The following is a 23114-nucleotide window of genomic DNA, read 5'->3' on the forward strand; positions in this document are numbered from 1 at the left end:
GGGCCGCCCCTCCTCTCCTCGTCTCCGGAAGCGCGGGCTCAGCAGCAGCGGAAGCGGCCGCCTTTGCCGAACGCATAGCGCGCGTCCTGGCGCTCCCGGAAGAACTCCGCATAAGTCATCACCGGCTCGCCCGGATGGGTCACCTTGCGGTGCTCCACATAGGTCTCGTAGTCGGGCACCCCGACCATCAGGCGGGCCGTGCGGACGGCCCACCCGGCGAGGCCGAGCGTGCTGGTGCCCGGCTCAGGCATGGGCCGCCCGTGCGCTGCCGACGCTGCCGCCGACCTCCGCCGTGGTGACGCGCGAGGTCGCCAGCGCCTTGCGGATGCTGACGATGCCGAACACCAGCATGGCGAGGACCACGGCCACGAACGCCGCCGAGAGCGCCGTGTTGATGTAGTCGTTGAAGACGATCCGGCTCATCTCGTCAAATGACTTGGCCGGCGCCATGACCTGTTTCTGGGCAAGCTCAAACTTTGCCTGAGCAAGAGCCATTTCACCTTGGGCGATCAGGCTCTGTCCTTCAGCAAGCAATGCTCGGCCACGGGCCAGCGCATCGCCGAACACCTGGGCGTGCGCCAGGAAGCCGATCCGCGGGCTGGGGTGGAAGATCTTCTGCATGCCGGCCGTCAGCGTGCAGGCGAGCAGCCAGGTGGTCGGCAGGAGCGTGACCCAGGCGTACCGCTCGTGCTTCATCTTGAACAGCACGGTCGTGCACAGGATCAGCGCGATGCCGGCCAGCATCTGGTTGGAGATGCCGAACAGCGGCCACAGCGTGTTGATGCCGCCGAGCGGGTCGACGACGCCCTGGTACAGGAAGTAGCCCCAGCACGTCACCGAGAGGGCCGAGCCGATCAGGTTGTTGACCCACGACTCGGTGTTCTTGAACGGCGGAATCACGCTGCCGATCAGGTCCTGGATCATGAAGCGGGCGACCCGGGTTCCGGCGTCGACCGTCGTCAGGATGAACAGGGCCTCGAACAGGATGGCGAAGTGGTACCACAGGCCCATCATCGCCTTGCCGCCGATCAGGCCGGACAGGATGTGGGCCATGCCGACCGCGAGGGTGGGCGCGCCGCCGGCCCGTGACAGGATCGTGTGCTCGCCCACGTCGGAGGCCATCTGGCTGAGCATCTCGGGCGTCACCAGGAAGCCCCAGGTGGAGATGACCTGCGAGGCCTTGTCGACCGTGGTGCCGATCACGCCGGCCGGGCTGTTCATGGCGAAGTAGACGCCGGGCTCGATCACGGTCGCGGCGATCAGCGCCATGATGGCGACGAACGACTCCATCAGCATGCCGCCGTAGCCGATCAGGCGGATCTGATCCTCGTTCTCGATCATCTTGGGCGTGGTGCCGGACGAGATCAGCGAGTGGAAGCCCGAGACCGCGCCGCACGCGATGGTGATGAACAGGAACGGGAACAGGCTGCCGGCCCACACCGGCCCGGTGCCGTCGACGAACTTGGTGATGGCCGGCATCTTCAGCTCGGGCTGAACCACGATGATGCCGATCGCCAGCAGGCAGATGGTACCGATCTTGAGGAAGGTCGACAGATAGTCGCGCGGCGCCAGCAGCAGCCAAACGGGCAGCACCGACGCGACGAAGCCGTAGCCGATGATGGCCAGCGCCAGCGTCTCGCCTTTCCAGTCGAACAGGACGGCGAGCGACGGGGTCTCGGAGACGGTGCGGCCGAACAGCAGGGCGGTCATCAGCAGGACGAAGCCGATGATCGACATCTCCATGATGCGGCCGACCCGGATGAAGCGGGTGTAGATGCCCATCAGCATGGCGATCGGGATGGTCGCGACCACCGCGAAGGTGCCCCATGGGCTGCCGACCAGCGCCTTGACGACGACCAGCGCCAGCACGGCGAGCAGGATGATCATGATCAGCAGCACGCCGACCAGCGCGATGCCGCCCGCCACCGGACCCATCTCGGCGCGGATCATGTCGCCGAGCGAGCGGCCGTCGCGCCGCGTCGACATGAAGAGGACGATCATGTCCTGCACGGCGCCGGCGAACACCACGCCCGCGAGAATCCACAGCGTGCCGGGCAGATAGCCCATCTGGGCGGCGAGCACCGGGCCGACCAGCGGGCCGGCGCCCGCGATGGCGGCGAAGTGGTGACCGAACAGCACGTACTTGTTGGTCGGGACGTAGTCGAGACCATCGTTGTGCCGTTGCGCCGGGGTGGGGCGCGCAGGATCGACGCGCAGCACCTTCTCGGCGATGAACAGAGCATAGAAGCGGTAGGCGATCAGGTAGGTGCAGACCGCGGCGACGACGAGCCACGCCGCGTTGATGCTCTCACCACGATTGAGCGCCACGACACCGAGCGATACGGTGCCCAGTATCACCACCAGAACCCAAAGGGCCCAGTGCCCTTTCGGGTTGCTTCGGACTAGAGCCGTCATGAGATTCTCCTAACCGGCCGGGTCCGCGAGGCACACGGACCACCTGCTCGCGGCGGGCGCCGCGACACGCGCGAATTACGGTCGACGTCGCCGAAGTATCAAGAAAGGTGAAAAACACCTAGTCGGAGGAGTCCTTACGAAGGTAGCGCAATCTGTCTTTCACAACGTTACTCACGCAACTTTGTGAGAGGCACCCGGAGCGAAGGACAGCAAAGAACCGGACGTGTCGAGCGTGCGGTTTCATGACACCTCTGTCCGCAGCATCGACCCGCAGCACCGACGGGCAGCACCGACCGGCAACGCAAGCGCGCCGTCCGCCGATGCGCCACGCCAGGTTGCCGTCGGCGAGCCCGCGCCGTTCGACGGGCTCGCCGACGGCGGGTGCCCGACGCTCAGGCGAACCGCACCGAGACCTCGCCGATCGGATCGAGGGCATGGACGAGCATGCGGTCCTCGGCCGTGAGAGCGAGCGGTGCCGTGATCGATCCCGCGATGATGAGGTCGCCGGCCCGCAGCGTCAGACCGAGCGCCGCCACCGTGTCGGCGACGTGACGCACCAGCATGGCGAGGCCGCCCGTGTTGGCGGTGACGTCGGCCGGTGTCGCCACCGTCGTGGCGTTGCGCAGCACGCGGGAGACGAGATCCGCGGTGACGCCGCCGGGCCGCGATGCCCGCGGGCCGAGCACGACGTGGCGGTGATAGATGTCGCCCGCCAGGATCGCCTCCGGATCATCGCTCGGCGTGACGTCGACCAGCTCGATCGCCGGACCGAGCGCCACGATGGCGGCGCGCGCCGCCGCCTCGTCGCCGCCGCCCGGCAGATCGGTGCCGATCTCGACGACGATCTCCGGCTCCGCCACCGGCGCACCGCTGAAGCGCGACAACGCCACCGTGGCGCCCGCGGCGAGCACCTTGCGGTCGAGCATGAAGCCCACCAGCGGCGCCTTGGTGCCGAGCTTGGCGAGAGCGGCCGGGGTGGAGAAGCCGACCTTCCAGCCGATCGGCCGGGCGCCCTCGGCGATGGCGCGATCGCGCAGCGTCATCTGAGCCGCCATGCCGCGGGCGAGGCGCGGATCGGCGAGTGGCGAGGTCGCCGGGCTGGTAGTGCTCGTCATGGTCATCGTCGTGGTTCCTTCATGGCCCGCCCTCCTCGGAGCGTCCGGGTGTTTCATAACCCGAGTCGGCGATGGAGCCCGCGCCCATCCAGCCCCAGACCAGAACCACGTCGCGATCCGACGTGTTGTCGAAGCCGTGCCAGCAACCGCGCGGCGAATAGACGACATCGCCCTTGCGGGAGGGCTCCAGGCCCGTGTCGGTGATGATGTGACCCTCGCCTTCCAGCACGATGAAGAACTCGTCGCAGTTGCGGTGCCGGTGGCACTCGTGGCTGGCGCCGGGCCTGAGCACCGTCCAGCCGACCACATGGTCGGCACCCGCGGTCTTCTTGTCGATCAGGAACTGGACCTGCATGTCGACCCAGCCGTCGGCACGCTTCAGCCCCTGGACGTGCGGCACGTCGGCCAAGGTGGTGCGGTACATCCGGCTCACGCTTGTCCTCCCAGCCGCCGATAGACCTGGTGAGCGGCGACAAAATCGCGGTGGTCGATGCCGAGCCCCCGGCAGGCGTTCATCATCTCGTTGGCGGCGGCGGCGAGCGGCACCGGGCTTCCCAGCCGGCGGCCGAGATCGAGGGCGAGCAGCATGTCCTTCTGCTGGAGCGTCACGTCGGCCAGCGGCTTCGCCGGCATCTTGCCTTCGAGGATGAAGGGACCGCGATAACCGAGCACCGGCGAGGCGGCGACGCTCCGAAGGATCGCGTCGACCGCGGTCTCGCGCGCAACCCCGCCCTTCTCGGCGAGCGCCACCGCCTCGCCGAAGCAGATCACCTCGACCATCAGCAGCAAATTCACGGCGATCTTCATCTGGCAGGCGAGGCCGTTGCCGCCGACGCGCATCACCTTAGGGCCGATCGCTTGCAGCACCGGCACGATGTGCTCATAGGCCCCCTCGTCGCCGCCCACCATCACGGAGGCTTGTCCGGCCTGCACGGTCACCGGGCTGCCGGAGATCGGCGCATCCAGCATGAACCGGCCGCCGGCGGCGAACCGCTCGGCGACGCCGCGGCTGACATGCGGTGCGATGGTGCTCATGTCGGCGTAGATGCCGCCCTCGCGCAGCCCGGCCAGGATGCCGTCGGGCGCCAGCGCCACCTGCTCCACGGCGGCCCCGTCGGTGACGATCGAGAAGACGAGCTCGGCATTCGCTGCCGCGGCACGCGGGCTGTCCGCGAACATCATGCCGGCCGCAATCAGCGGCTCGGCCTTCCCTCGGGTGCGGTTCCAGCCGGTGACCCGGTGCCCGGCCGCCATCAGGCGCGGCACGATCAGCGATCCCATGTCGCCGAGGCCGACGAATCCGATCTTCACCTGTGTGCTCTCCTGATTCTGGGGGGCCGACGCGGAATAGGTCCGCTCGCCCGCGACGGACACGACGCGGTCTGAAGCCGGCGGACGCAAGGCGAGAAGGACGACGAAGGAAGGCGACAGGCGACGAGGACGACGGACGGCATGCTGCCTCGTCGCCACGGCCGGCGCAAGCCGGCCGGGTCACCCGCCGCCCGAGGCGCCGCTACGCCGGCGCGGCCTGCCGCACCGCGAAGAGCGCGTGGCGATCTCGGTTTCGACGTTCCCCGCCTTCTATACAAGGTGTGCATGGCCGACCTTGCAGCCATGCGTATGGCGCAGATGCTCGGTGCGGGCGCTTCGCCCGGTCGCATCACTCGGCGATTGACAAACGGGCCACCCACCGCCGAACCTCGCGGTGCCGCATGACGGCAGACAAGAACAAGCAACAAGGGAACGGGAGACGCCCATGAGCGAGCCTGCATCCAGCGGGTCGAGTGGCGCCGCGTCGCGCAGAGCCCCGTCGAGCAGCCCCGCAGCGGCCCGCACGCCCGGCGCCAAGCGGGCGGGACCAGGCGAGTACCTGTTCGAGCTCGCGAAGGTGAATCACATTCTCGGTGGCCCCGACTACTCCACCGCCGCCGGAGCCTGCGTCGAGGGCGACCGGATGATCGTCGGCCTGATGCGGATGGCAGCGGGTACCGGCGCCGCGCCGCACTCGCACCCGAACGAGCAGTGGATCTACATCCTCGAAGGCACCTTCCGGGCGACGATCGGCGGCGTGCCGGTCGAGGCCGGGCCGGGTTCGCTGGTCTACATCCCGGCCGGAACACTGCATTCGGGCGGCGCGACGGCGGACGGCGACGTGCTGTTCTTCACCGTCAAGGACGCCTCGCACTCGCTGCACGGCATCAAGGCGTGAGACGCCACGGCCCGGCTGTGCCGGATCGATGCGGGTGCGATGCACACGGGTGACGACGAGCTTCGGACAACAGAGCTTCGGACCACAACGGCGATCCGCCCCCGCACTCCGTGGCCAAAGGCGGACCACACCAGGAGGAAACCATGCGACGATCCCTGACGGCCCTGCTGGCGGCCGCCTGCCTGGCGGTGACGAGCCTCGGCACCGCGGCGCTGGCGCAGGACAAGTACCCGTCCAAGCCGGTGAAGATCATCGTGCCCTACGCGCCCGGCGGCGCCACCGACATCGTCGCCCGTCTGGTCGGCGAGCACATGCGCCAGGACCTCGGACAGTCCTTCGTGGTCGAGAACAAGCCGGGCGCCTTCGGCATCATCGCCATCGAGGAGATGGCCCGCGCCAAGCCGGACGGCTACACCGTGATGATCGGCAACGTGTCGACCAACGCCATCACGCCGGTGCTGTTTCCGCAGAAGTTCAAGATCGCCTACGACAAGGACGTCGTCCCGGTCACGCGCCTCGTCGACATCCCCGAGTTCATGGTGGCCACCACCAAGGACTTTCCGCCGAAGACCGTCAAGGAGCTGATCGACCACGCCAAGAAGAACCCCGGCAAGGTGCGCTACGGCTCGGTCGGCGTCGGCAGCTATCCGCACTACGACGCGGCGCTGTTCGCCAAGCGCGCCGGCGATCTCGACATGGTGGCGATCCACAACAAGGCCGGCGCCTCCGGCGTCATCAACGATCTCGTCAGCGGCGACAGCCAGTTCGCCTTCCTCAACGTCGCCAGCACCGCCGCGATGATCAAGGCCGGCAACCTGCGGCCGCTGGCGCTGGTCAACCATGCCCGTCTGCCCGACTATCCCGACGTCGCCACCATGCAGGAGCTCGGCTATCCGGGTGTCGGCACCATCGCCTGGCAGGGCCTGTTCGCGCCGGCCGGCACGCCCCCCGAGGTGCTCCAGATCCTGTTCGACGCCGCCGGCAAGGCCATGCAGGCACCGGCCGTGCAGGAGGCGTTCAAGAAGCAGAATTTCAACATCGTGCCGAGCAAGTCGCTCGCCGAGGCGAAGACCTGGCTCGCCGACGAGATGGCGACCTGGAAGAAGATCACGTCCGAGGTGAAGATCGAGCTGAGCGAATGAGGATGGCGCTTCGCGGCGTCATGGTCGGCATGCATGCAGAGTGGGCTCGCATTCGGCGTCTGCTCTCCCTCTCCCCGCGTGCGGGGAGAGGGTCGGGGTGAGGGGCGCCTCCGTAGCCACGCGAAGCCCCCTCACCCGGATTTCGCTCCTGCGGCGCGAAATCCGACCTCTCCCCGCTCGCGGGGAGAGGTGAAAGCGCCGGCTTCTCTCGAATCCGATCCGCCTTTCTCCATATCAACACGACACGGAGCTTCCTCGGTGCTGGACGTGAAGAGCGAAATGCCCGGCGGTGCCGGTGGGGCGAGCAACGGCATCGTGGTCGAGCGCGACGTCGACGTGCCGGTGCGCGACGGCTGCCGGCTCAAGGCCGACGTGCTGCGTCCCGATGGTGGCGAGCCGGTGCCGGCGCTGCTCAATCTCGGGCCGTACCAGAAGGACAAGGTGTGGATTCCGCCCGAAAACCTCGAGGAGAAGCCGAATCCGCTGATGAACTGGGAGACGGTCAATCCCGAATGGTGGGTGCCGCGCGGCTATGCCTGCGTGCGCATCGACGCGCGCGGCACCGGCAAGTCGCCCGGCCGCACCGAGCCGTGGTCGCTCCAGGAATCGCTCGACTACTGCGACGCCATCGCGTGGGCGGCGGCACAGCCCTGGTGCAACGGCAAGGTCGGCCTGATCGGCATCTCCTACTTCGCCATCAACCAGTGGTTCGTCGCCAATCATCAGCCGCCGGCGCTCGCCGCCATCGTGCCGTGGGAAGGCTTCGCGGATCTCTATCGCGATGCACTGTTCCACGGCGGCATCCTCAACCAGTTCATGACCAACTGGTTCGTCACCCACCTGTGCCATCACCTGATCGGCCGCGCCTATCGCGACAATCCCGATACCTTCACGGCCGACACGCTGTGGCGCTGGGTGCGCCACAACCTCGATACCGGCGCCTTCGCGGGCGAGCAGGCGCAATGGGACAAGATCACGGTGCCGCTGTTCTCGGTCGGCAACTGGTCCGGCATGGGGCTGCATCTGCGCGGCAACACCGAAGGCTTCATGCGCGCCGCCTCCAAGCACAAGAAGCTGCGCATGCATTCGGGCACCCATGTGCATCCGTTCTATACCGAGGAGGCGCGGCAGCAGCAGCTTCGCTTTCTCGATCACTGGCTCAAGGGCGTCGACAACGGTGTCATGGACGAGCCGCCGGTGCGGCTGTTCATCCGCCACGGCAACGGCCGAGGCGAATGGCGCGACGAGCACGAATGGCCGCTCGCCCGCACGCGCTGGACCAAGCTGCATCTCGACCTGTCGCCGCCACCGCAAGGCGCCGCGGCGAACAGCGGCCGCCTGGTCGACGGCAATCCGGCCGAGACCGCGTCGCGCACCTATTTCGCCAGCGGCCTGTCGAAGGGCGGCTCGTCGTCGGCGTCGTCGACGTTCCTCGCCTCGGGCGCCATGCAGGCCGGCATGGGGGTCTCGCTCGACACTGCGCCGTTCGCGCACGACACCGAGATCACCGGGCCGGTCGCCGCCACCCTGTGGGTGTCGAGCAGCAGCGAGGACATGGACCTGTTCCTCACGATCCGTGACATCGATGCGGACGGCAACGACGTGTGGGAGATCGGCCAGCAGGGCCAGCCGGTGCCGATCGCCAAGGGCTGGCTGCGCGTCTCGCATCGCGAGCTCGATCCGGAGCTGACGCGGCCGTGGCGGCCCTATCACCGCCACGCCCGGCGGCTCTATCTCACGCCCGGCGAGGTCGTGAAGGTCGAGGTGGAGATCTGGCCGACCTCCATGGTATTCCGCAAAGGCCACCGGCTGCGGCTCGACATCCAGCCGCGCGACGGCATCGGCAGCGTCCACTACACGCACTATCACGCCGACTACAACACCGGCACCAACACCATCTGGGCGGGCGGCGAGCGCGAGTCGTTCCTGCTCGTCCCGGTCATCCCACCGCGATGAGGCCGCCATGACCGATCGATCCGGCGTCCTGGTGCCGCGCCCGTGGCGTCGCCTTCTCCACCGCGATGTGCTCGCCGGGCTGATGTTCATCCTGGTCGCCGGGCTCGGCCTGTGGGTGTCGCGCGACTATCCGGTCGGCACCGCGTTGCGCATGGGCACCGGCTACATGCCGCGGCTGCTGTGCTGGTTGCTGCTCGGTCTCGGCGCCGTCATCGCGCTGCGCGGCCTGCGCGATCCGCACGGCGTCGGCGACGGCCCGATCCAAGGGACGGCATGGCGGCCCGCGATCCTCGTCGCCACGGCGCTCATGGTGTTCGGCCTCGCCCTGGAGCGGCTCGGGCTGATCGTCGCGATCCTGCTGCTGATCGGCCTCGGCGCCCTCGCCGGCCGCAACCTACGGCCGGCCGAGACCGTGGTGGCGGCCGCCGTGCTGGTCGCGCTCGCATGGGCCGTGTTCATCGCCGGGCTGGGGCTGACGATCCCGGTCTGGCCGGAGTGGTAGCGCCGCGATGGATCTGCTCGCCAATCTGGGGCTGGGCTTTTCGGTAGCGCTGACACCGTGGAACCTGCTGTTCGCCTTCATCGGCGCGATGATCGGCACCCTGATCGGCGTGCTGCCCGGCATCGGGCCGATCGCCACCATCGCGATGCTGCTGCCGCTCACCTTTCATCTGGAGCCGACCGCCGGGCTGATCATGCTGGCCGGCATCTTCTACGGCGCCCAGTACGGCGGCTCCACCAGCGCCATCCTGATCAACCTGCCGGGCGAGACCTCCTCGGTGGTGACCACCCTCGATGGACATCAGATGGCCGTGCAGGGCCGCGCCGGCGCGGCCCTGGCGGTGGCGGCGCTCGCCTCGTTCTTCGCCGGCTGTGTCGCCACCGCGCTGATCGCCGGCTTCGCGCCGCCGCTCGCCCGGCTCGGCCAGTCGTTCGGGTCGCCCGAGTACTTCTCGCTGATGCTGCTCGGGCTGATCGCCGCCGTGGTGCTGGCGCACGGCTCGGTGATCAAGGCCGTCGCCATGATCGTGCTCGGGCTGCTGCTCGGTCTCGTCGGCACCGACGGCAATACCGGCGGCCAGCGCTTCACCTTCGGGCTCAACGAGCTCGCCGACGGCCTCGATGTCGCGACCCTCGCCATCGGCCTGTTCGGCATCAGCGAGATCATCGCCAACCTGGCGAACCGCGAGGCCCATCGCGACGTGGTGACCAAGCGCATCACCCGCCTGTGGCCGACGCCGGACGATTTCCGCCGTGCCTGGCCGGCGGTGCTGCGCGGCACCTCGCTCGGCGCCGTGCTCGGCGTGCTGCCGGGCGGCGGTGCGACGCTCTCGGCCTTCGCGGCCTATGCGCTGGAGAAGCGAGTCTCCGACCGCCCGGCGATGTTCGGGCGCGGTGCCGTCGAGGGCGTGGCGGCACCCGAGGCCGCCAACAATGCCGGCGCGCAAAGCTCCTTCATCCCGATGCTGACCCTGGGCATCCCCGGCAATCCGGTGATGGCGCTGATGATCGGCGCCCTGATGATCCACGGCATCCAGCCCGGGCCGCAGATCATGACCGACCGGCCGCAGATGTTCTGGGGCATGGTGGCCTCGATGTGGATCGGCAACCTGATGCTGGTCGTCATCAACCTGCCGCTGATCGGCTTCTGGGTGCAGCTCCTCAAGGTGCCCTACCGCTTCCTCTATCTCGCCATCCTGATGTTCTGTGCGATCGGCGTCTACTCGGTGAACAACAGCACCGCCGCGGTGCTGATCGCCGCGCTGTTCGGGGTCGCCGGCTTCGTGTTCCAGCGCCTCGCCTGCGAGCCGGCCCCGCTCATCCTCGGCTTCGTGCTGGGGCCGCTGATGGAGGAGAACCTGCGCCGGGCGCTGCGGGTATCGGGCGGCGACCCGACCATCTTCCTCACCCGGCCGATCTCGCTCGGCCTCCTGATCGCCGCCGCAATTCTCCTCTTGATTGTCGCGCTTCCGGCGATCCGCTCCACCCGCGAGCAGGCGTTCCAGGAGTAGCGATCATCGTTGTGCGCCGCCGAGCCGCGGCGCCGTCACGGAGTGTGCAGCATGGCAATCCATTTCAACGCGCGCGATGTCCCGGCGGTGTCGCTCGGCGACGGCGTCACCCGGCAGACGCTGCTCGACCCGACGCGGGTGCCGGACGTGCGCTTCACCCTCGACCGGCTGACGCTGGCGCCGGGCACCAGCGTTCGTCTCGCGGTCGACGACGATGCCCTGGCCTGGTTTCAGATGCTGGACGGCCGCGCGACGCTGAGCTTCGGCGACGACACCGCCGCGGTGGAGACCACCCATATCGGGCTGCTGCCACCCGGATTCGACGGCATGCTGGCGAGCGAGGGCGGCGCGACGCTGCTGCGCGCCGTGGTGCCGGATGCCGCGACCCTCGATCCCGCGGTGGTCGCCAACCCGCCCCCGTTCCGTCTCGTCGACTGGCGCGAGGAGCCGCTGCTCAAGTCCGAGCACGACGCCCGTCAGCGCATCTACATCGTCACGCCGAAGATGTTCGGGGTGCGGGCGATCCGCGGCGAGATGATCATCTATCCGCCGGGCACCGAATGCCCCGTGCATCACCACGAGGGCGGCGCCCATTTCATGTACTTCCTCACCGGCAACGGCACCTGCTGGGCGGGCGCCGACCAGGTGATGGCGGTGGAGCCCGGCGATCTCGTCTACTACCACGACCGCGAGCCGCATTGGGTGAAGGGTGGCGACGCCGGCGACATGATCTTCTCGGAGTTCTTCGTGCCGAGCGCGGTCGCCACCGTATGGGCCGATCCGTCGAAGATCTGCACCTGGGTGCCGCTCGGCGTGAACCACCGCGGCGGCGCTCCGTCACGCACCATCGAGCGCCACGCCCACGGCCCGACCGCCGAGGTGTGAACTGCCGCGGTATGATACGAGATCCGGCTGGTCCATTCGTAGTCATTCCGGAAGCCGCGAAGCGGCTGTCCGAATCCAGCCGAGAGTTCCGAGCTCGCCGCTGCATTCCGGGCTCGCGGCGGAGCCTGCGCCCGGACAGCCGCTTCGCGGCTTCCGGAATGATGGGGTGGACGGCCCCTGGCGGCATCTCTGTGCCAATCTGGCCGGTGATGAACTCGTTCCGGAAGCGGAGCCGTCCACGATGAGCATTCCCATGATTGGGTTGGACCTTGCGAAGACGATCTTCCACGTGCACGGGATCGATGCATCCGGGACGGTGGTGCTCCGGCGGTCGTTGAGGCGGGGCCAGGTGGAGCGCTTCTTCGCCGCGCTGTCGCCGTGCGTGGTCGAGATGGAAGGCGTGTGGCGGATCGCACCATTGGGGCGGCTGTTGCAGCGGCTCGGGCACGCGGTGCGGATGATGCCGGCGCACTACGTGAAGCCCTCCGTCAAGCGCAACAAGACCGACGGGCGCGACGCCGAGGCGATCTGCGAGGCGGCGAGCCGGCCGACCATGCGGTTCGTAGCGATCAAGAGCGAGGACGCGCAGACGGTTTTGGCGCTGCATCGCAACCGGGCGCTGCTGGTGCGCCAGCGGACCATGACGGCGAACGCGATGCGGGCCGGGCTGGCCGAGTTCGGCATCGTCGCCGCCCAGGGCAAAGCCGGACTGGATGCGCTGCTGAAGGAACTCGCGGCCGGCCCGCAGGGCCTCCCGGAGGCGGCGCGTGCGGCGCTGTCGCTGCTGGCTGTTCAATGGGAGACCGTGGATGCGCTGGTGCGCAAGCTCGAGGCGCAGATTGCGCGGCTCGCCCGGGCGGACGCGGCGGCGCGTCGACTGATGGAGATACCAGGCGTCGGGCCGATCACGGCCAGCATGGTGGTCGCCAAGGTGCCCGATGCGGGCCTGTTCGACAGTGCCCCCGCGACTTCGCCGCCTGGATCGGCCTCACGCCGCGCCAGGACAGCACCGGCGCAAGCAGCGCTCGGTCGGCATCTCCAAGCAGGGTGACCGCACCCTGCGGCAGTTGCTTGTGCTGGGCGCCACCTCGCAACTTCGCCAGGCGCGTGCCAAGGGCATCCGCGACCCCTGGCTGCGCGATCTTCTGGCACGGCGCCCCGCCAAGGTGGTGGCCGTCGCGCTCGCCGCCAAGACGGCGCGCANGCCTTCCCGCGGCCGCCTGAACCAGACGTCGAAGGATCGCTGTCCGGCCCCGAACAGGCCGGTCGGCGGAGCAAGGGAGCCGAAGGCACGACGGTAAACGGTCAGGAACCGGGATCGGGACACTCCTCGTCGTCATCGCACCGCGAATGCGTCGGAATGTTCGGAGCCCGATCCGCGAAGTCCCTCAGGGCCAGCGGTCATCGACCGCATCCAAAGGCCGGATACATGACCGCTCCCGATCCGCCCCGCCAAGCCCACAAAGCACCCTTGCCAACCAGGGGCCGTCCATACATGACCACCCATGGATCAGCCGGATTCTCGTTTTGAGACCCGCCGCATGGCGGCTCAGCGGCTGAATGCCGCCTGCACCGCCTTGGCCTCGCTGACGCCGTTCTGAAGCAGCAGCATCAGCAGGATGCGGGCCTTCTGGGGCGACAGGTCGTCGGCCATGATGGCGCCGGCATCCGCCAGCGTCTTGCCGCCGCCCTCGAAGCCGTAGACCGGCATCACCCGGCCGGTGGGCACGCGGGTGGAGATCACCACCGGCACGCCCTTGCCGATCGCCTCCTTGATGGCCGCGAACATCGGCGGATTGACGTTGCCCCAGCCGAGCGCCTCGATCACGATGCCCTTGGCGCCCTGGTCGACCGCCGCCTTGACCAGCCGGCCGTCGGCGCCGCCATACATCGAGACGATCTCGACCAGCGGCATGGTGTCGGCCTTCAGCGGCACGTGCTGGCGGCGTGCCGGTGAGCGCGCGAAGATCACGCGGTCGGGATCGACGACGCCGAGGAAGCCGAAGTCACCGGAGCGGAACGTCTCCACCGCCGAGGTGTGCACCTTGGTGACGTCGCGCGCCGCGTTGATCTGGTCGTTGAGGGCGATCATGGCACCCTTGCCCTTGGCCTGCGCGTCGACGCAGATGCGCACCGCGTTGGTGAGATTGCGCGGCCCGTCGAAGTCCTTTTCGGAGGCGTTGCGCTGCGCCCCGATGAGGATGATCGGCTTGTCGGACTGGACCGTGAGGTCGAGCCACCAGGCCGTCTCCTCCAGCGTGTCGGTGCCGTGCGAGACGATGACGCCCGACACCTCCGGGCGCTCCAGCGCCGCCGTCACCTCCTTGGTGAGCGCCACCCAGCGCGGCGGGTCCATATAGCCGGACGGAACGTTGGAGATGTTCTTCACCTCCATGCGGGCGTACTTGCCGACCTCTGGCACGGTGGCGAGGAGATCGTCGCCGGAGATCGCCGGCACCGGCGCCTGCTTCACCGGATCGATCTTCATGGCGATGGTGCCGCCGGTGGCGACCAGAGTGCAGACCGGCTGGTTGCTGCCCGGCGCACTTGCTGGCGCGCTCTGCGCGCCGGCGCGATCGACCGGCAGCGCGGTCATGAGCGTCGCGGCCGCGAGCGCGGCGCCGAGCGGCAGGGTGCCGAGGCGCGTGGTGGGACGTCGGGCGGGGCGCGGCGGGAGCGATCTGATCGCTGTCATGGGCATGCGTCTCTCCGAGGGTTGAGTCGTCCGGTGGGTCGTGCCGGGCGCGGCGCTGGATCGCAGGCAGAAGGCCGTAGAGTGCGGATCTCTGGGGTGCGTGCGTCGACGACGCCGGGGGCACGTCCCCGAAAGGGCTGGACGAAGGACCGCGATTGTGCGGTGGTCGCGGCGTCACCGCAAGAGTACGCGGCACGGTGCCGCGCCACCGTCGGATGCGGCCGAGCTCGATGAGCGCCGTCGTCGTGGCATTCGTCTTCCTGCTGCCGAATTCAGGCGCCACGCCGGGACCATGCGTGATGACGACGATGCTCGCTTCGAGCCCTGGCTCGGCCGCTGGTCGCTGGTGCCCGACGGTGCCGCGATCATCACCCCGACGAGCCGGCTGTTGCCGGTGCGGTGGAGCGGCGCCCCCGCCATGCTGAAGGTGACGCACGATCCGGAGGAGCGCATCGGCGCCGCCGTGATGGCGTGGTGGGACGGCGACGGCGCCGCCCGCGTGCTCGCCCGCGACGAGGAGGCGGTGCTGATGGAGCGGGCGGCCGATCCGGACGCCCTCGTCACCCTGTCGCGATCCGGCGACGACGATGCGGCCTGCCGTATTCTCTGCGATGTCGTGGCTCGCCTGCATGTCCCGCGGCCGCATCCGCCGAGCGGCCTGACGCCGCTGTCGCGCCTGTTCGTCGATCTGGAGCAGGCGGTGGCGCCCGGCGGCCTCGCCGACGCCCTGCCGGATGCCGATTGCCGCGATCTTCTGAGGCATGGCGCCGCCACGGCGCGCCGGCTCCTCGCGGCGCCGCGCGACATCGTGGTGCTGCACGGCGACCTGCACCACGGCAACGTGCTCGATTTCGGGCCGCGGGGCATCCTCGCCATCGACCCCAAGAGCCGGATCGGCGAGCGCGGCTTCGACTACGCCAACATCTTCACCAACCCGGATCTCGATTATCCGGAGCCGCCAGTGGCGGTGGTGCCGGAGCGGTTCCGCCGGCGCCTGGCGATCGTCACGGCGGCGGCCGGCCTCGATCGCGTGCGATTGCTGGAATGGATTCTGACCTGGACCGGGCTTTCGGCGGTTTGGTATCTCGCCGACGGCGATCCCGCCCGGGTCGATCTCACGGTTGCGGCCCTCGCCGCCGCCGAGCTGGAGAGCTGACGCCTGCGAAAGAACCTGCGGCGAGACTAGAGCATTGTCCGGCGAAGTGGACGCCGGTTCGCCGTCGAAAATGCGATCGTGCAAGGACTTCTGGAGCGGAATACGATCCAGTCGGATCGGACTGCGCTCTAGGTCACGTCCTCGCCGCCGTCGTCGGCGGCCAGCGCGGCTTTCACGATCCCCACCAGCGTCGCCGGCGTGAACGGCTTGGTGACCCAGCCGAGCGGTTGCGCCGGGTCGGCCCGGGCGCGTGTGCCCGCGTCCGCATGGGCGGTGACGAAGACGCAGCGCAGGCCGTAGCGTCGCCGCAGCTCGATCGCCGTCTCGACGCCGTCGCTGCCGCGGGCGAGCCGGATGTCCATCAGTACCAGGTCCGGGGTCGTGCGGCCGGCGAGCGCGATCGCCTCGCGGCGGTCCGGCGCGATGCCGACGATCTCGTAACCGGCCGCCGCGAGGGCGTCCTCGATCTGCATGCCGATGAAGTAGTCGTCCTCGACGATCTGGATGCGATGCGGCCGGCCGGTGCCCATGGCGCCGCCGCCGTGGTCGGGAGCGAGCAGGCGCGCACTCGCCCGGGCCGGATACGCGAGGCGGTCAGGCGCGAGACGGATCATCCGGGGCGTCCTCGTCCGGGTAGGTTCTCAGATGGATCGTGCAGGTGGCGCCGTCACGGTTCGCCACCTCGATCCGTCCGCCGATCTGTCGCAACAGCCCGCGCACCAACCCGAGGCCGGAGGCGCGCTTGCGGGTGTGGGTGAGGTCGAAGCCCGGCCCGTCGTCAGCGATGGACAGGATCGTCTCGCCGTCGGTCTTCGCCAAGCCGATATGGATCGCGACCGGCGCGCCGTCGCGGCGGCCGTGCTTGGCGGCGTTGGTGACGAGCTCGTTGAGGATGAGAGCGAGCGGCGCCGCCGCCTCGATGGGCAGCGCCACCTCGGCGAGCGACAGCGTCGGCCGGCACCCCTCCAGGGTGCCGCCGGCGCGCAGCGACTCGATCAGTCGCTCGACGATCTTGTCGGCCCGCACCGTGTCGGCCTGCTCGTGGGCATAGAGCACATGCTGCACGGTGGCGATCGCACCGACCCGGGCGGCGGCGTCGCGCAGCGCCACCCGCGCATCCTCGGAGCTGGTCTCGGCGCAGGCCGCCGCCAGCAGCCCGGAAACGACCTGGAGGTTGTTCTTCACCCGGTGATGCAGCTCGCGCATCAGAAGATCGCGCTCGCGCAGCGACTCTTCCAGCACCGCCTGAATGTGCCGCCGTCGGCGCACCTCGGCATTGAGCTCGCGGACGCGGTCGGCGAGTGCCGCGAAACGCTCCTCGATGGCGACGCACTGGATCAGGACGTTGCGCGCGTCGTCCGTCGCGGCCGATGCGAGACGCTGGCCGTGGCAGCGCAGGACCCGCACGGACCCGTCCGGTGCCTTCGGCCGCAGGCGACCCAGGATGGGCTGCGTGGAGCCCGAGGCGCGCCACACGAAGGTGCGCACCCCGGCAGGATCGTCGGGGTCGAGCACCGCCACGTCGTCGCCGGCCGGGTCGCGGCCGAGCAGCGCCACGGCGGCGCGATTGGCGGCCGCGATGCGGCCTCGCGCGGAGACCAGGAAGGCCGGACCCGAGATCGCGTCGAACAGCGATCGGACGTCAGCCGAGCATGTCATCGCGTTGGAAGTATTCGCGCAGGGCCGGGGAAGGGTGAGGGGCCGGCTTGAGCGACACCACCACCCGGCAGGTCGGATGCCCGGCCGCGATGGTCTGCTGCAAGTCGACCGCCGCATAGCCGAGATTCTGGGCCGCGATGAAGCCGAACACGTTGGAGGTCATCATGCAGAGGGACGGACGATCGCGCACCGCGTCGCCGAACGGGCAACGGCGGTTGCCGAGCACGATGCGGTCCTCGCTCTCTTCGATGACGAAGAAGTCGCCGTCGATGCGGCGCTTGAGATCGACGAGAACCGCGGTGACCTGCTCGCGGCTGAGGCGGTCGACGGCGAGCGCCAGCCGGTATTGCTGGTCGATGTGCTCGCCCATCACGGCGCCGACCGTGCTGATGTAGCCGGACGCCTCCTCGAGACCAACGACGTCCTGCAACGTCCCGGTCAGCTCGCGGATCAGCCGCCGCAGGAAGGCGTCATGGGTCAGAGGTTCGTGCGGAGCGACGTCGGGGGTGGGCATCGCGGTCTCGGGACAAGGACAAGCCTCCGAACTTAAGCGGCGGTGGATCGGCCGGCAACTCCCGCCGCGCGAACGTCCGCGGCGCGATTGTCGCATGCGGAGCACCGCCGCGCGATCGCGCCGGGCACCGCCTGTGTTCGACAGCGAGGCGTGAGGCTACCTCCGTCGCCTGCGCGGTCGATCGATCACCGCGCCGCGGAGCCTTCGCCGATCACGGCGCCTGCTCACGGCGCGTGCTCACGGGGCGTGCGTGCGCGCCATCGTCAGGATGTCCTCCGCAGTGGGTGGGTTCGCCGGGTGATGACTGAGACAGAGCGGCGTGCGGACCTTGACGGGCCGTCGCAGCCCCTCGGTCGAGAACCAGAACTCGCCGCGCCCGAGCCGCCCGATGTCGTCGGCGTCGCCGCCCTTGGCGGCCATCAGCTCGCGCGTCGCCTCGATGGTCGCCGGCGACGCCATGCGGCCGTAGAAGTGCGTCGTGCAGTTCGACACGATGCGGTTGTCGATGCCCTTCGGGGTCTGGGTCGCCAGCACCATGCCGAGGCCGTACTTGCGGGCCTGGGCGGCGAGCGACAGGGCGCTCGCCTTGCAGGCGGTGCCGGCCTGCGAGGGCACGAAGTTCTGCGCCTCGTCGAGCACGTAGAGGCGGCCGCTCGCGCTCGGGTGGCGCTTGATCCAGGTGAACAGCGCCATCTGGAGCTGGTTGACGAAGGCGTCGCGGGCGTCGTCGCTGGCCAGGCCCGCCAGGTTGACGATCGAGATGCGGGTGCGGCCGCGCGGGCTGGCGAACAGCAGCGCCGGATCGAGGCTGGTGGCGCCGGCGCGCAGCAGCGGGTTGCTCTCGGTGGCGGCGTGAAGCTGGTCGGCCATGTCGGCCGCGAGCTTGCCGGCCTTGCTGACCTGGCTGATGCCGTCGGGCAGATCTTCCAGCAGCCGCACCAGATCCGCGAGGGAGCCGCCGCCCCGCTCGGCGAAGCGGCGCAGCGCGGCGCTGAGCACGCCCGTCTTGAGGCGGGCGCTCGTGCCGGTCGCGGCGACGAACGGCTCCAGCGTCGCCCGCGCCATCTCGACCGCCTGGTCGATCTCGTCGCGGTCGTCGCCGATGGCGGCGAAGTCGGGCAGCAGGGCGAGCGAGACCGGATTGCCGGCGCTGCGCCCCGGCGTCCAGATCACCACCTCGGTGGTCCCGATGTAGCGCGCCGCCTTCGCCTCGTCGTCCGCCGTGAAGCCGTCGGGCGTCACTGGCCACGGCTCGCCGAGACGCGACAGGTCGTTGTTGGGATCGAGCACGATCGCCGGAATGCCGAGCAGGGCCGCCTCCTCCACCAGCCGGCGCAGCAGGACCGTCTTGCCGGAGCCGGAGCCGGCCAGGATGGCGACGTGGCGCGGCAAGAGATCGGCTTCGAGCGACACGGCCTCGCCGTCGACGCCGCGCTCGTGACGGCGGCCGATCGGGATCGTCCGCGCCTCCGTCCCGGCGGGCTGCGGGGCCGGCTTCGGCGGGACTGCGGCGCGGGTATCCTCGGGTGAGACTGCGGCCGGCGTCGGTGGCGCCGGTCGGGCGGGCGGCGGTTGGTCCAGGAACGGCGGCGGACACAGGCCGGCCGCCTTGAAGAACGTGGTGTCGAACAGCGGCCGGCGCTGGCGCAGCCACGCCTCGAAGCCGGGCGGCATGCGCTGCGCCATGTCGCGCAGCGCCAGGAAGGCGCACAGGTCGTCGTCGGTCGGCGCGATGAACGTGCCGCCGGCGGCCGCGAACTGGTCGAGCAGCGTCCGGGTGCGGGCGCCGCTCGGCGGCGGGTCGCGGCGCAGCACGAACAGGTGGCGGAACCGCAACGCGGTGTCGATGCCCGAGGCGGTGATGGCCGAGCGCAGGCGAGTCTGGAACGCGATGGCGTTGCTGTGGCCGATGACGCGGAAGCAATAGTGCTGCTCGCGGTCGGCCTCGGCCCTGAAGGTGAACGACAGGCGCCCGTGCAGCGAAGGCCGCCGCTGGTCGGGATCGCGCTGCACCGTCACGTCGATGTCGGCGGGCAGGTCGAGATGTTTGGCATAGAGGCCCAGGATGGTGTCGAGAAGATCGCGCAGATGGTCCTCGCCGTCGGGGCCGAGCAGCCCGTCCGCCGAGGCGAGCGCCAGGGCGAGCCCGAACTCGGCATCGAGGCCGTTCGATCGGCCGTTGCCCGGCTTCACTGGCGCCGGCCCGTCGAACGACGCGCAGACACTCACGGTGCCGTCGGCGAGGCAGCGGGTGCGGTGCTCGTCGCACAGCTTCAGCAGCTCGCGCGGCGTCAGGTTGCGGGCGCTCTCGAACGCCTCCGACGCGAACGGCCAGGTCTCGTGCGGCGGCGTGAAGCTGCTGCGCGCATAGCCGTCGGCCAGCCGTGCGGCGATCAGGGCGCGCGCCGCCTCGGCGCTGGTGATCGGCTTGAGCACCAGCGGCGCCGTGTAGCGGTCGGTGACGGCGCTGGTGGCTCGCGCCCGCAGCACCTCCCAGGTGGCTTCGAGGCAGGAGATCACCGTCACGGCCCGCACCTTCTGCTCGTGCAGATCCATCAGGCCGCCGGCGAGCGCCTCGATGATCGACTGGGCCTTCTGCTGCTCCTCGTCGAGCGTCGTGGTGGGGATCAGCGCCCGCAGATTGTTCTCGCTGACGATGGCGTCGATCTGGTCGATGGCGATCATGGTCGGCCCGGTCAGGCTCAGAATCCAGGAGAGGCCACGGACGATCTCGATGGCGGGCTTGCGCGCGGTGCGGAAGCCGAACTCGCGGGCGGCCTCCGTATCGATCTCCATGCCCTGGAGCCAGCCGTGCGCCACGCTGGCGCAGTCCAGCTCGTCGGAGATCAGCAGCACCAGGGCGCGGATGACGTCGGCGTGCTGCATCGTCTCCTCCCGGAAGCGCTTGCCGAGCGCCCCGACGAAGGCGCGCACCAGCTCGCCGATGATCTCGCGCGGGCGGCCGTGATAGCGCTTGGCGATCGCCGAGAGCTGGGCGTGCAGCTCCAGCGTCGAGGCGAGCTTGAGCACCAGGCGGTAGTATTGCGTCTGCCCGTCGCCGCGCTTGACCTGGAGCGAGTTGAGGAAGCCGAGCGCCACCGACGACCAGAAGTCGCGGATGCCGATGAAGTTCAGAAGGACGAACCAGGCGTCGTCCGCCCAGGCGCGGCGGCGCAGCTCGCCGATCAGGTGGGTCTTGCCGCGGCCGGCGGGGCCGACCACGATGCGGCCGCTGCGGTTCGCGGCCGGGTCACGGGTCGCGGCGAGGAAGTAGGCCATCACGTCGTCGGCGGCGCCGGCGTTGAGGGTGGCCACGTGGAAGGGTGGATCGCGCCACACGCTGTCGAGCGATCGCACCCAGTCGAAGTCGACGGCACGCAGGGCAGTAAGCGCGTCGGTCATCGCACCACCCACACGATGTGGCGCGGCTCGCGGCCGACATGGAGCGCCGCCGCGCGGTCCGCCTCGCCGATCTCGATGCGGTTGTCGAGCGGCATCAGCGACACCTCGTCGTCCTGCTCCATCCGCTTGAGTGCCGCGTCGAGCGTGGCGCGGTCGATGTCGGGCAGCTTGGCCCGCAGGTCGCGCAGCAGCACGCGGGTGTTGAGCGCGCCGCCGGCGAGGTCGAGGCAGGCGGCCCGGATTCGGGCGCGCGACCCCTGATCGGCGGGATCGGCGGACGGCGGCGCAACCGCGGGCGTCTCGGCGGGCGTCTCGTCGTCGCTGCGACGGGGCCGCTGCGGCCCGAGAATGTCGGCGAGCGCCACGTTCTGGGCCCGCATGTAGGCGTCGAGCCGGGTGAGCCATCCCTGGAGAATCGCGGTGCCGGCGTTGGTGTTGATCGTCAGCGCCTTGCCGAGGTTGTCGGCGGCCCAGCTCCAGGCGTGATCGGTCAGCGCGATCGGGATTCCCTGCCGGGTCCGCTTGCCGACCGTGATCAGGCGGGCGGCCTCCAGCGCCCTGCGGTCGGCCGGTGACGGCTCGGGGCGGATGTCCTTCTGGAACTGCACGCCACCGTCACGGACCAGGAGGCCCCACACGATCAGCGTCTGTCTCGGGCTGAGCGTCGTCTTCGTCACGTCGTCCCCTCCGTTCCCCGGCGCGACCGGCACAAGCCCACCAGATCGCGGATCTTCTCGATGGCGCGGCCGAAATCCTGCTCGATCTCGGCATTGGCGAGCCGCAGCACCGTGAAGCCGCTGAGCATCAGCTCGTAGTCGCGGTGGCGGTCGTCGATGAACTTGCGCCGCAGCGCGTGGTCGTCGCCGTCGAGCTCGACGGCGAGCCGTCCCTCGATCCAGACGAGATCGACCCGATAGGTCGAGCCGCGCACCGTCCGGATCGGCTGGTTGAAGCGGAACAGCGACGACAGCTCGCGGTCGGCGGCCAGTAGCGCGGCGATGCGCTGCTCGATCTCGCTCAGCGGGTGCGGCATGCCGCAGACCGGCGCCAGCCAGGATGCTGGGGCGTCCCGGGCGGGCTCGCGGGTGGACAGCACGGTGTCGGCGCCGCCGGCTCCCGCAGCGGTCTCGGAGGCCAGCGTCCGGGCGTCGTGCAGCAGGCGGTCGAGCGGCGGGCGGCTGGCGGGAAGCTCCGGGAACAGGGTCAGCACGGCCAGGTCGGCCGTCTCGGCGATCCATTCGAGCGCCCGCACCAGGCGGTCATCGGCCAGCCCGGGGGACGCCGCATCCACCACCAGCACCAGCCCGTCGGGGCCACTCACGCGGGCGAGCTGCGCGATCTCGGTCGCTTTCGGGGTGCCGTCGACCCGGGGAGGATGGCCGCTGAGGGCGAGCCGCACCGCCCGCTCGGCCCACGGTCGCAGCAGTCCCGGCGTCCGGCCGGCGGCGGCGCCGATGCGGGCGGCTGCCGCCGCTCGACCGAGCCCGTCCCGGCCGCAATCGGCGAAGTCGATGGTGCCGAACCAGACGGGCCACAGGCGCTGCGCCATCGCGGCGAGATGATCGGCGATCTGCTCGACCAGGGCGGTGGCGGGACCAGGCCGCATCAGCGGCACGAACAGGGCCCGGCGGCCGGTCGGCGGCGCGGTGTCGTCGAGCAGAACCCGCAGGGAGCCCGGATCGAGCCCGCCCAGCGCACGAACCGAGCCGGCCGGAATCCCATGGACGAAGGCGGCGACGTCGGCCGCCCGCAGGGCGGGTGGCGGCAGCGATGCGGTCGTGCCCCGAGCCTCCGAATCCATGGCGGGCTAACCATCGCGACTCGCGCGATGATGTTCAAGTCCTGACATTAATCATCCCCGGGTTGTGGCCGACTTAACCCCGGCTTAAACGCCGCGCCGCTACGCTCGCGCCGGGACAGGCCGGCGCCGCGGGGGCGACGCCGGCGAGACGGG

20 protein-coding genes are annotated in these 23114 nt (G+C 69.9%); 8 read left to right on the forward strand and 12 right to left on the reverse strand.

Annotated elements, in window-relative coordinates; all coding sequences use genetic code 11:
- Nucleotides 1–38: 38 nt before the first annotated feature.
- The 5 genes from ACFQUV_RS02370 to ACFQUV_RS02390 form a co-directional block, all read right to left on the reverse strand.
- Nucleotides 39–251 carry a YbdD/YjiX family protein gene (locus ACFQUV_RS02370; RefSeq protein WP_129609419.1) on the reverse strand — a complete coding sequence of 71 codons (213 nt, stop codon included), beginning with the start codon at nt 249–251 and terminating at the stop codon, nt 39–41.
- The gene (locus ACFQUV_RS02375) at nt 244–2415 is read right to left on the reverse strand and encodes a carbon starvation CstA family protein (RefSeq protein WP_129609420.1); all 2172 of its coding nucleotides are present in this window, start codon (nt 2413–2415) and stop codon (nt 244–246) included. Before ACFQUV_RS02375 ends, ACFQUV_RS02370 begins: the two co-directional genes overlap by 8 nt.
- 392 nt (nt 2416–2807) lie before the next feature.
- Nucleotides 2808–3536 carry a fumarylacetoacetate hydrolase family protein gene (locus tag ACFQUV_RS02380; protein WP_165363928.1) on the reverse strand — a complete coding sequence of 243 codons (729 nt, stop codon included), beginning with the start codon at nt 3534–3536 and terminating at the stop codon, nt 2808–2810.
- Between the two features lie 13 nt (nt 3537–3549).
- Nucleotides 3550–3954, reverse strand: a complete 405-nt coding sequence (locus ACFQUV_RS02385) for a cupin domain-containing protein (RefSeq protein ID WP_111387227.1) — start codon at nt 3952–3954, stop codon at nt 3550–3552.
- A gap of 5 nt (nt 3955–3959) precedes the next feature.
- Nucleotides 3960–4841, reverse strand: coding sequence for an NAD(P)-dependent oxidoreductase (locus ACFQUV_RS02390; protein ID WP_129609423.1), 882 nt, complete (start codon nt 4839–4841; stop codon nt 3960–3962).
- 445 nt (nt 4842–5286) lie between these two features.
- Between ACFQUV_RS02390 and ACFQUV_RS02395 the strand changes: the two genes are divergently transcribed.
- From ACFQUV_RS02395 to ACFQUV_RS02425, 7 genes are all read left to right on the forward strand, one after another.
- Nucleotides 5287–5739 (forward strand): cupin domain-containing protein, encoded by a 453-nt coding sequence (locus ACFQUV_RS02395; protein ID WP_129609424.1) that lies wholly within the window; start codon nt 5287–5289, stop codon nt 5737–5739.
- A 143-nt stretch (nt 5740–5882) separates the two neighbouring features.
- Nucleotides 5883–6881, forward strand: a complete 999-nt coding sequence (locus tag ACFQUV_RS02400; protein ID WP_129609425.1) for a tripartite tricarboxylate transporter substrate binding protein — start codon at nt 5883–5885, stop codon at nt 6879–6881.
- 258 nt (nt 6882–7139) lie between these two features.
- Nucleotides 7140–8837 carry a CocE/NonD family hydrolase gene (locus ACFQUV_RS02405; protein WP_165363929.1) on the forward strand — a complete coding sequence of 566 codons (1698 nt, stop codon included), beginning with the start codon at nt 7140–7142 and terminating at the stop codon, nt 8835–8837.
- 7 nt (nt 8838–8844) lie between these two features.
- Nucleotides 8845–9339, forward strand: a complete 495-nt coding sequence (locus tag ACFQUV_RS02410) for a tripartite tricarboxylate transporter TctB family protein (protein ID WP_129609427.1) — start codon at nt 8845–8847, stop codon at nt 9337–9339.
- Between the two features lie 7 nt (nt 9340–9346).
- On the forward strand, nt 9347–10849 hold the full coding sequence (locus ACFQUV_RS02415; RefSeq protein ID WP_129609428.1) for a tripartite tricarboxylate transporter permease: 1503 nt from the start codon (nt 9347–9349) through the stop codon (nt 10847–10849).
- Between the two features lie 51 nt (nt 10850–10900).
- On the forward strand, nt 10901–11734 hold the full coding sequence (locus tag ACFQUV_RS02420; RefSeq protein ID WP_129609429.1) for a cupin domain-containing protein: 834 nt from the start codon (nt 10901–10903) through the stop codon (nt 11732–11734).
- Nucleotides 11735–11975: 241 nt separating this feature from the next.
- Nucleotides 11976–12785 carry an IS110 family transposase gene (locus ACFQUV_RS02425; protein ID WP_378394083.1) on the forward strand — a complete coding sequence of 270 codons (810 nt, stop codon included), beginning with the start codon at nt 11976–11978 and terminating at the stop codon, nt 12783–12785.
- Between the two features lie 498 nt (nt 12786–13283).
- On the opposite strand, the gene ACFQUV_RS02430 is transcribed toward ACFQUV_RS02425, so the two are convergent.
- Nucleotides 13284–14429 (reverse strand): asparaginase, encoded by a 1146-nt coding sequence (locus ACFQUV_RS02430; protein ID WP_244601644.1) that lies wholly within the window; start codon nt 14427–14429, stop codon nt 13284–13286.
- A 292-nt stretch (nt 14430–14721) separates the two neighbouring features.
- Here ACFQUV_RS02430 and ACFQUV_RS02435 point away from each other — a divergent pair, with 292 nt between their 5' ends.
- Complete coding sequence (locus ACFQUV_RS02435) at nt 14722–15585, forward strand: aminoglycoside phosphotransferase family protein (protein ID WP_129610145.1); 864 nt, start codon at nt 14722–14724, stop codon at nt 15583–15585.
- 128 nt (nt 15586–15713) lie between these two features.
- Here the strand turns inward: ACFQUV_RS02435 and ACFQUV_RS02440 are convergent, their stop codons facing one another.
- From ACFQUV_RS02440 to ACFQUV_RS02465, 6 genes are all read right to left on the reverse strand, one after another.
- The gene (locus tag ACFQUV_RS02440; RefSeq protein ID WP_129610144.1) at nt 15714–16199 is read right to left on the reverse strand and encodes a response regulator; all 486 of its coding nucleotides are present in this window, start codon (nt 16197–16199) and stop codon (nt 15714–15716) included.
- On the reverse strand, nt 16180–17244 hold the full coding sequence (locus ACFQUV_RS02445) for a sensor histidine kinase (protein ID WP_129610142.1): 1065 nt from the start codon (nt 17242–17244) through the stop codon (nt 16180–16182). Before ACFQUV_RS02445 ends, ACFQUV_RS02440 begins: the two co-directional genes overlap by 20 nt.
- The gene (locus tag ACFQUV_RS02450) at nt 17228–17758 is read right to left on the reverse strand and encodes a methanogen output domain 1-containing protein (RefSeq protein ID WP_111385688.1); all 531 of its coding nucleotides are present in this window, start codon (nt 17756–17758) and stop codon (nt 17228–17230) included. The genes ACFQUV_RS02445 and ACFQUV_RS02450 overlap by 17 nt, the downstream gene beginning before the upstream one ends.
- A 237-nt stretch (nt 17759–17995) precedes the next feature.
- Complete coding sequence (locus ACFQUV_RS02455; protein WP_129610140.1) at nt 17996–21160, reverse strand: ATP-binding protein; 3165 nt, start codon at nt 21158–21160, stop codon at nt 17996–17998.
- The gene (locus tag ACFQUV_RS02460; protein ID WP_129610138.1) at nt 21157–21837 is read right to left on the reverse strand and encodes a hypothetical protein; all 681 of its coding nucleotides are present in this window, start codon (nt 21835–21837) and stop codon (nt 21157–21159) included. The genes ACFQUV_RS02455 and ACFQUV_RS02460 overlap by 4 nt, the downstream gene beginning before the upstream one ends.
- On the reverse strand, nt 21834–22961 hold the full coding sequence (locus ACFQUV_RS02465) for an endonuclease domain-containing protein (protein ID WP_129610136.1): 1128 nt from the start codon (nt 22959–22961) through the stop codon (nt 21834–21836). Before ACFQUV_RS02465 ends, ACFQUV_RS02460 begins: the two co-directional genes overlap by 4 nt.
- Between the last annotated feature and the right edge of the window lie 153 nt (nt 22962–23114).

Origin of the sequence: Rhodoplanes sp. P11, assembly GCF_964266735.1 — a bacterium.
GTDB classification, from domain to species: Bacteria; Pseudomonadota; Alphaproteobacteria; order Rhizobiales; family Xanthobacteraceae; genus Rhodoplanes; species Rhodoplanes serenus.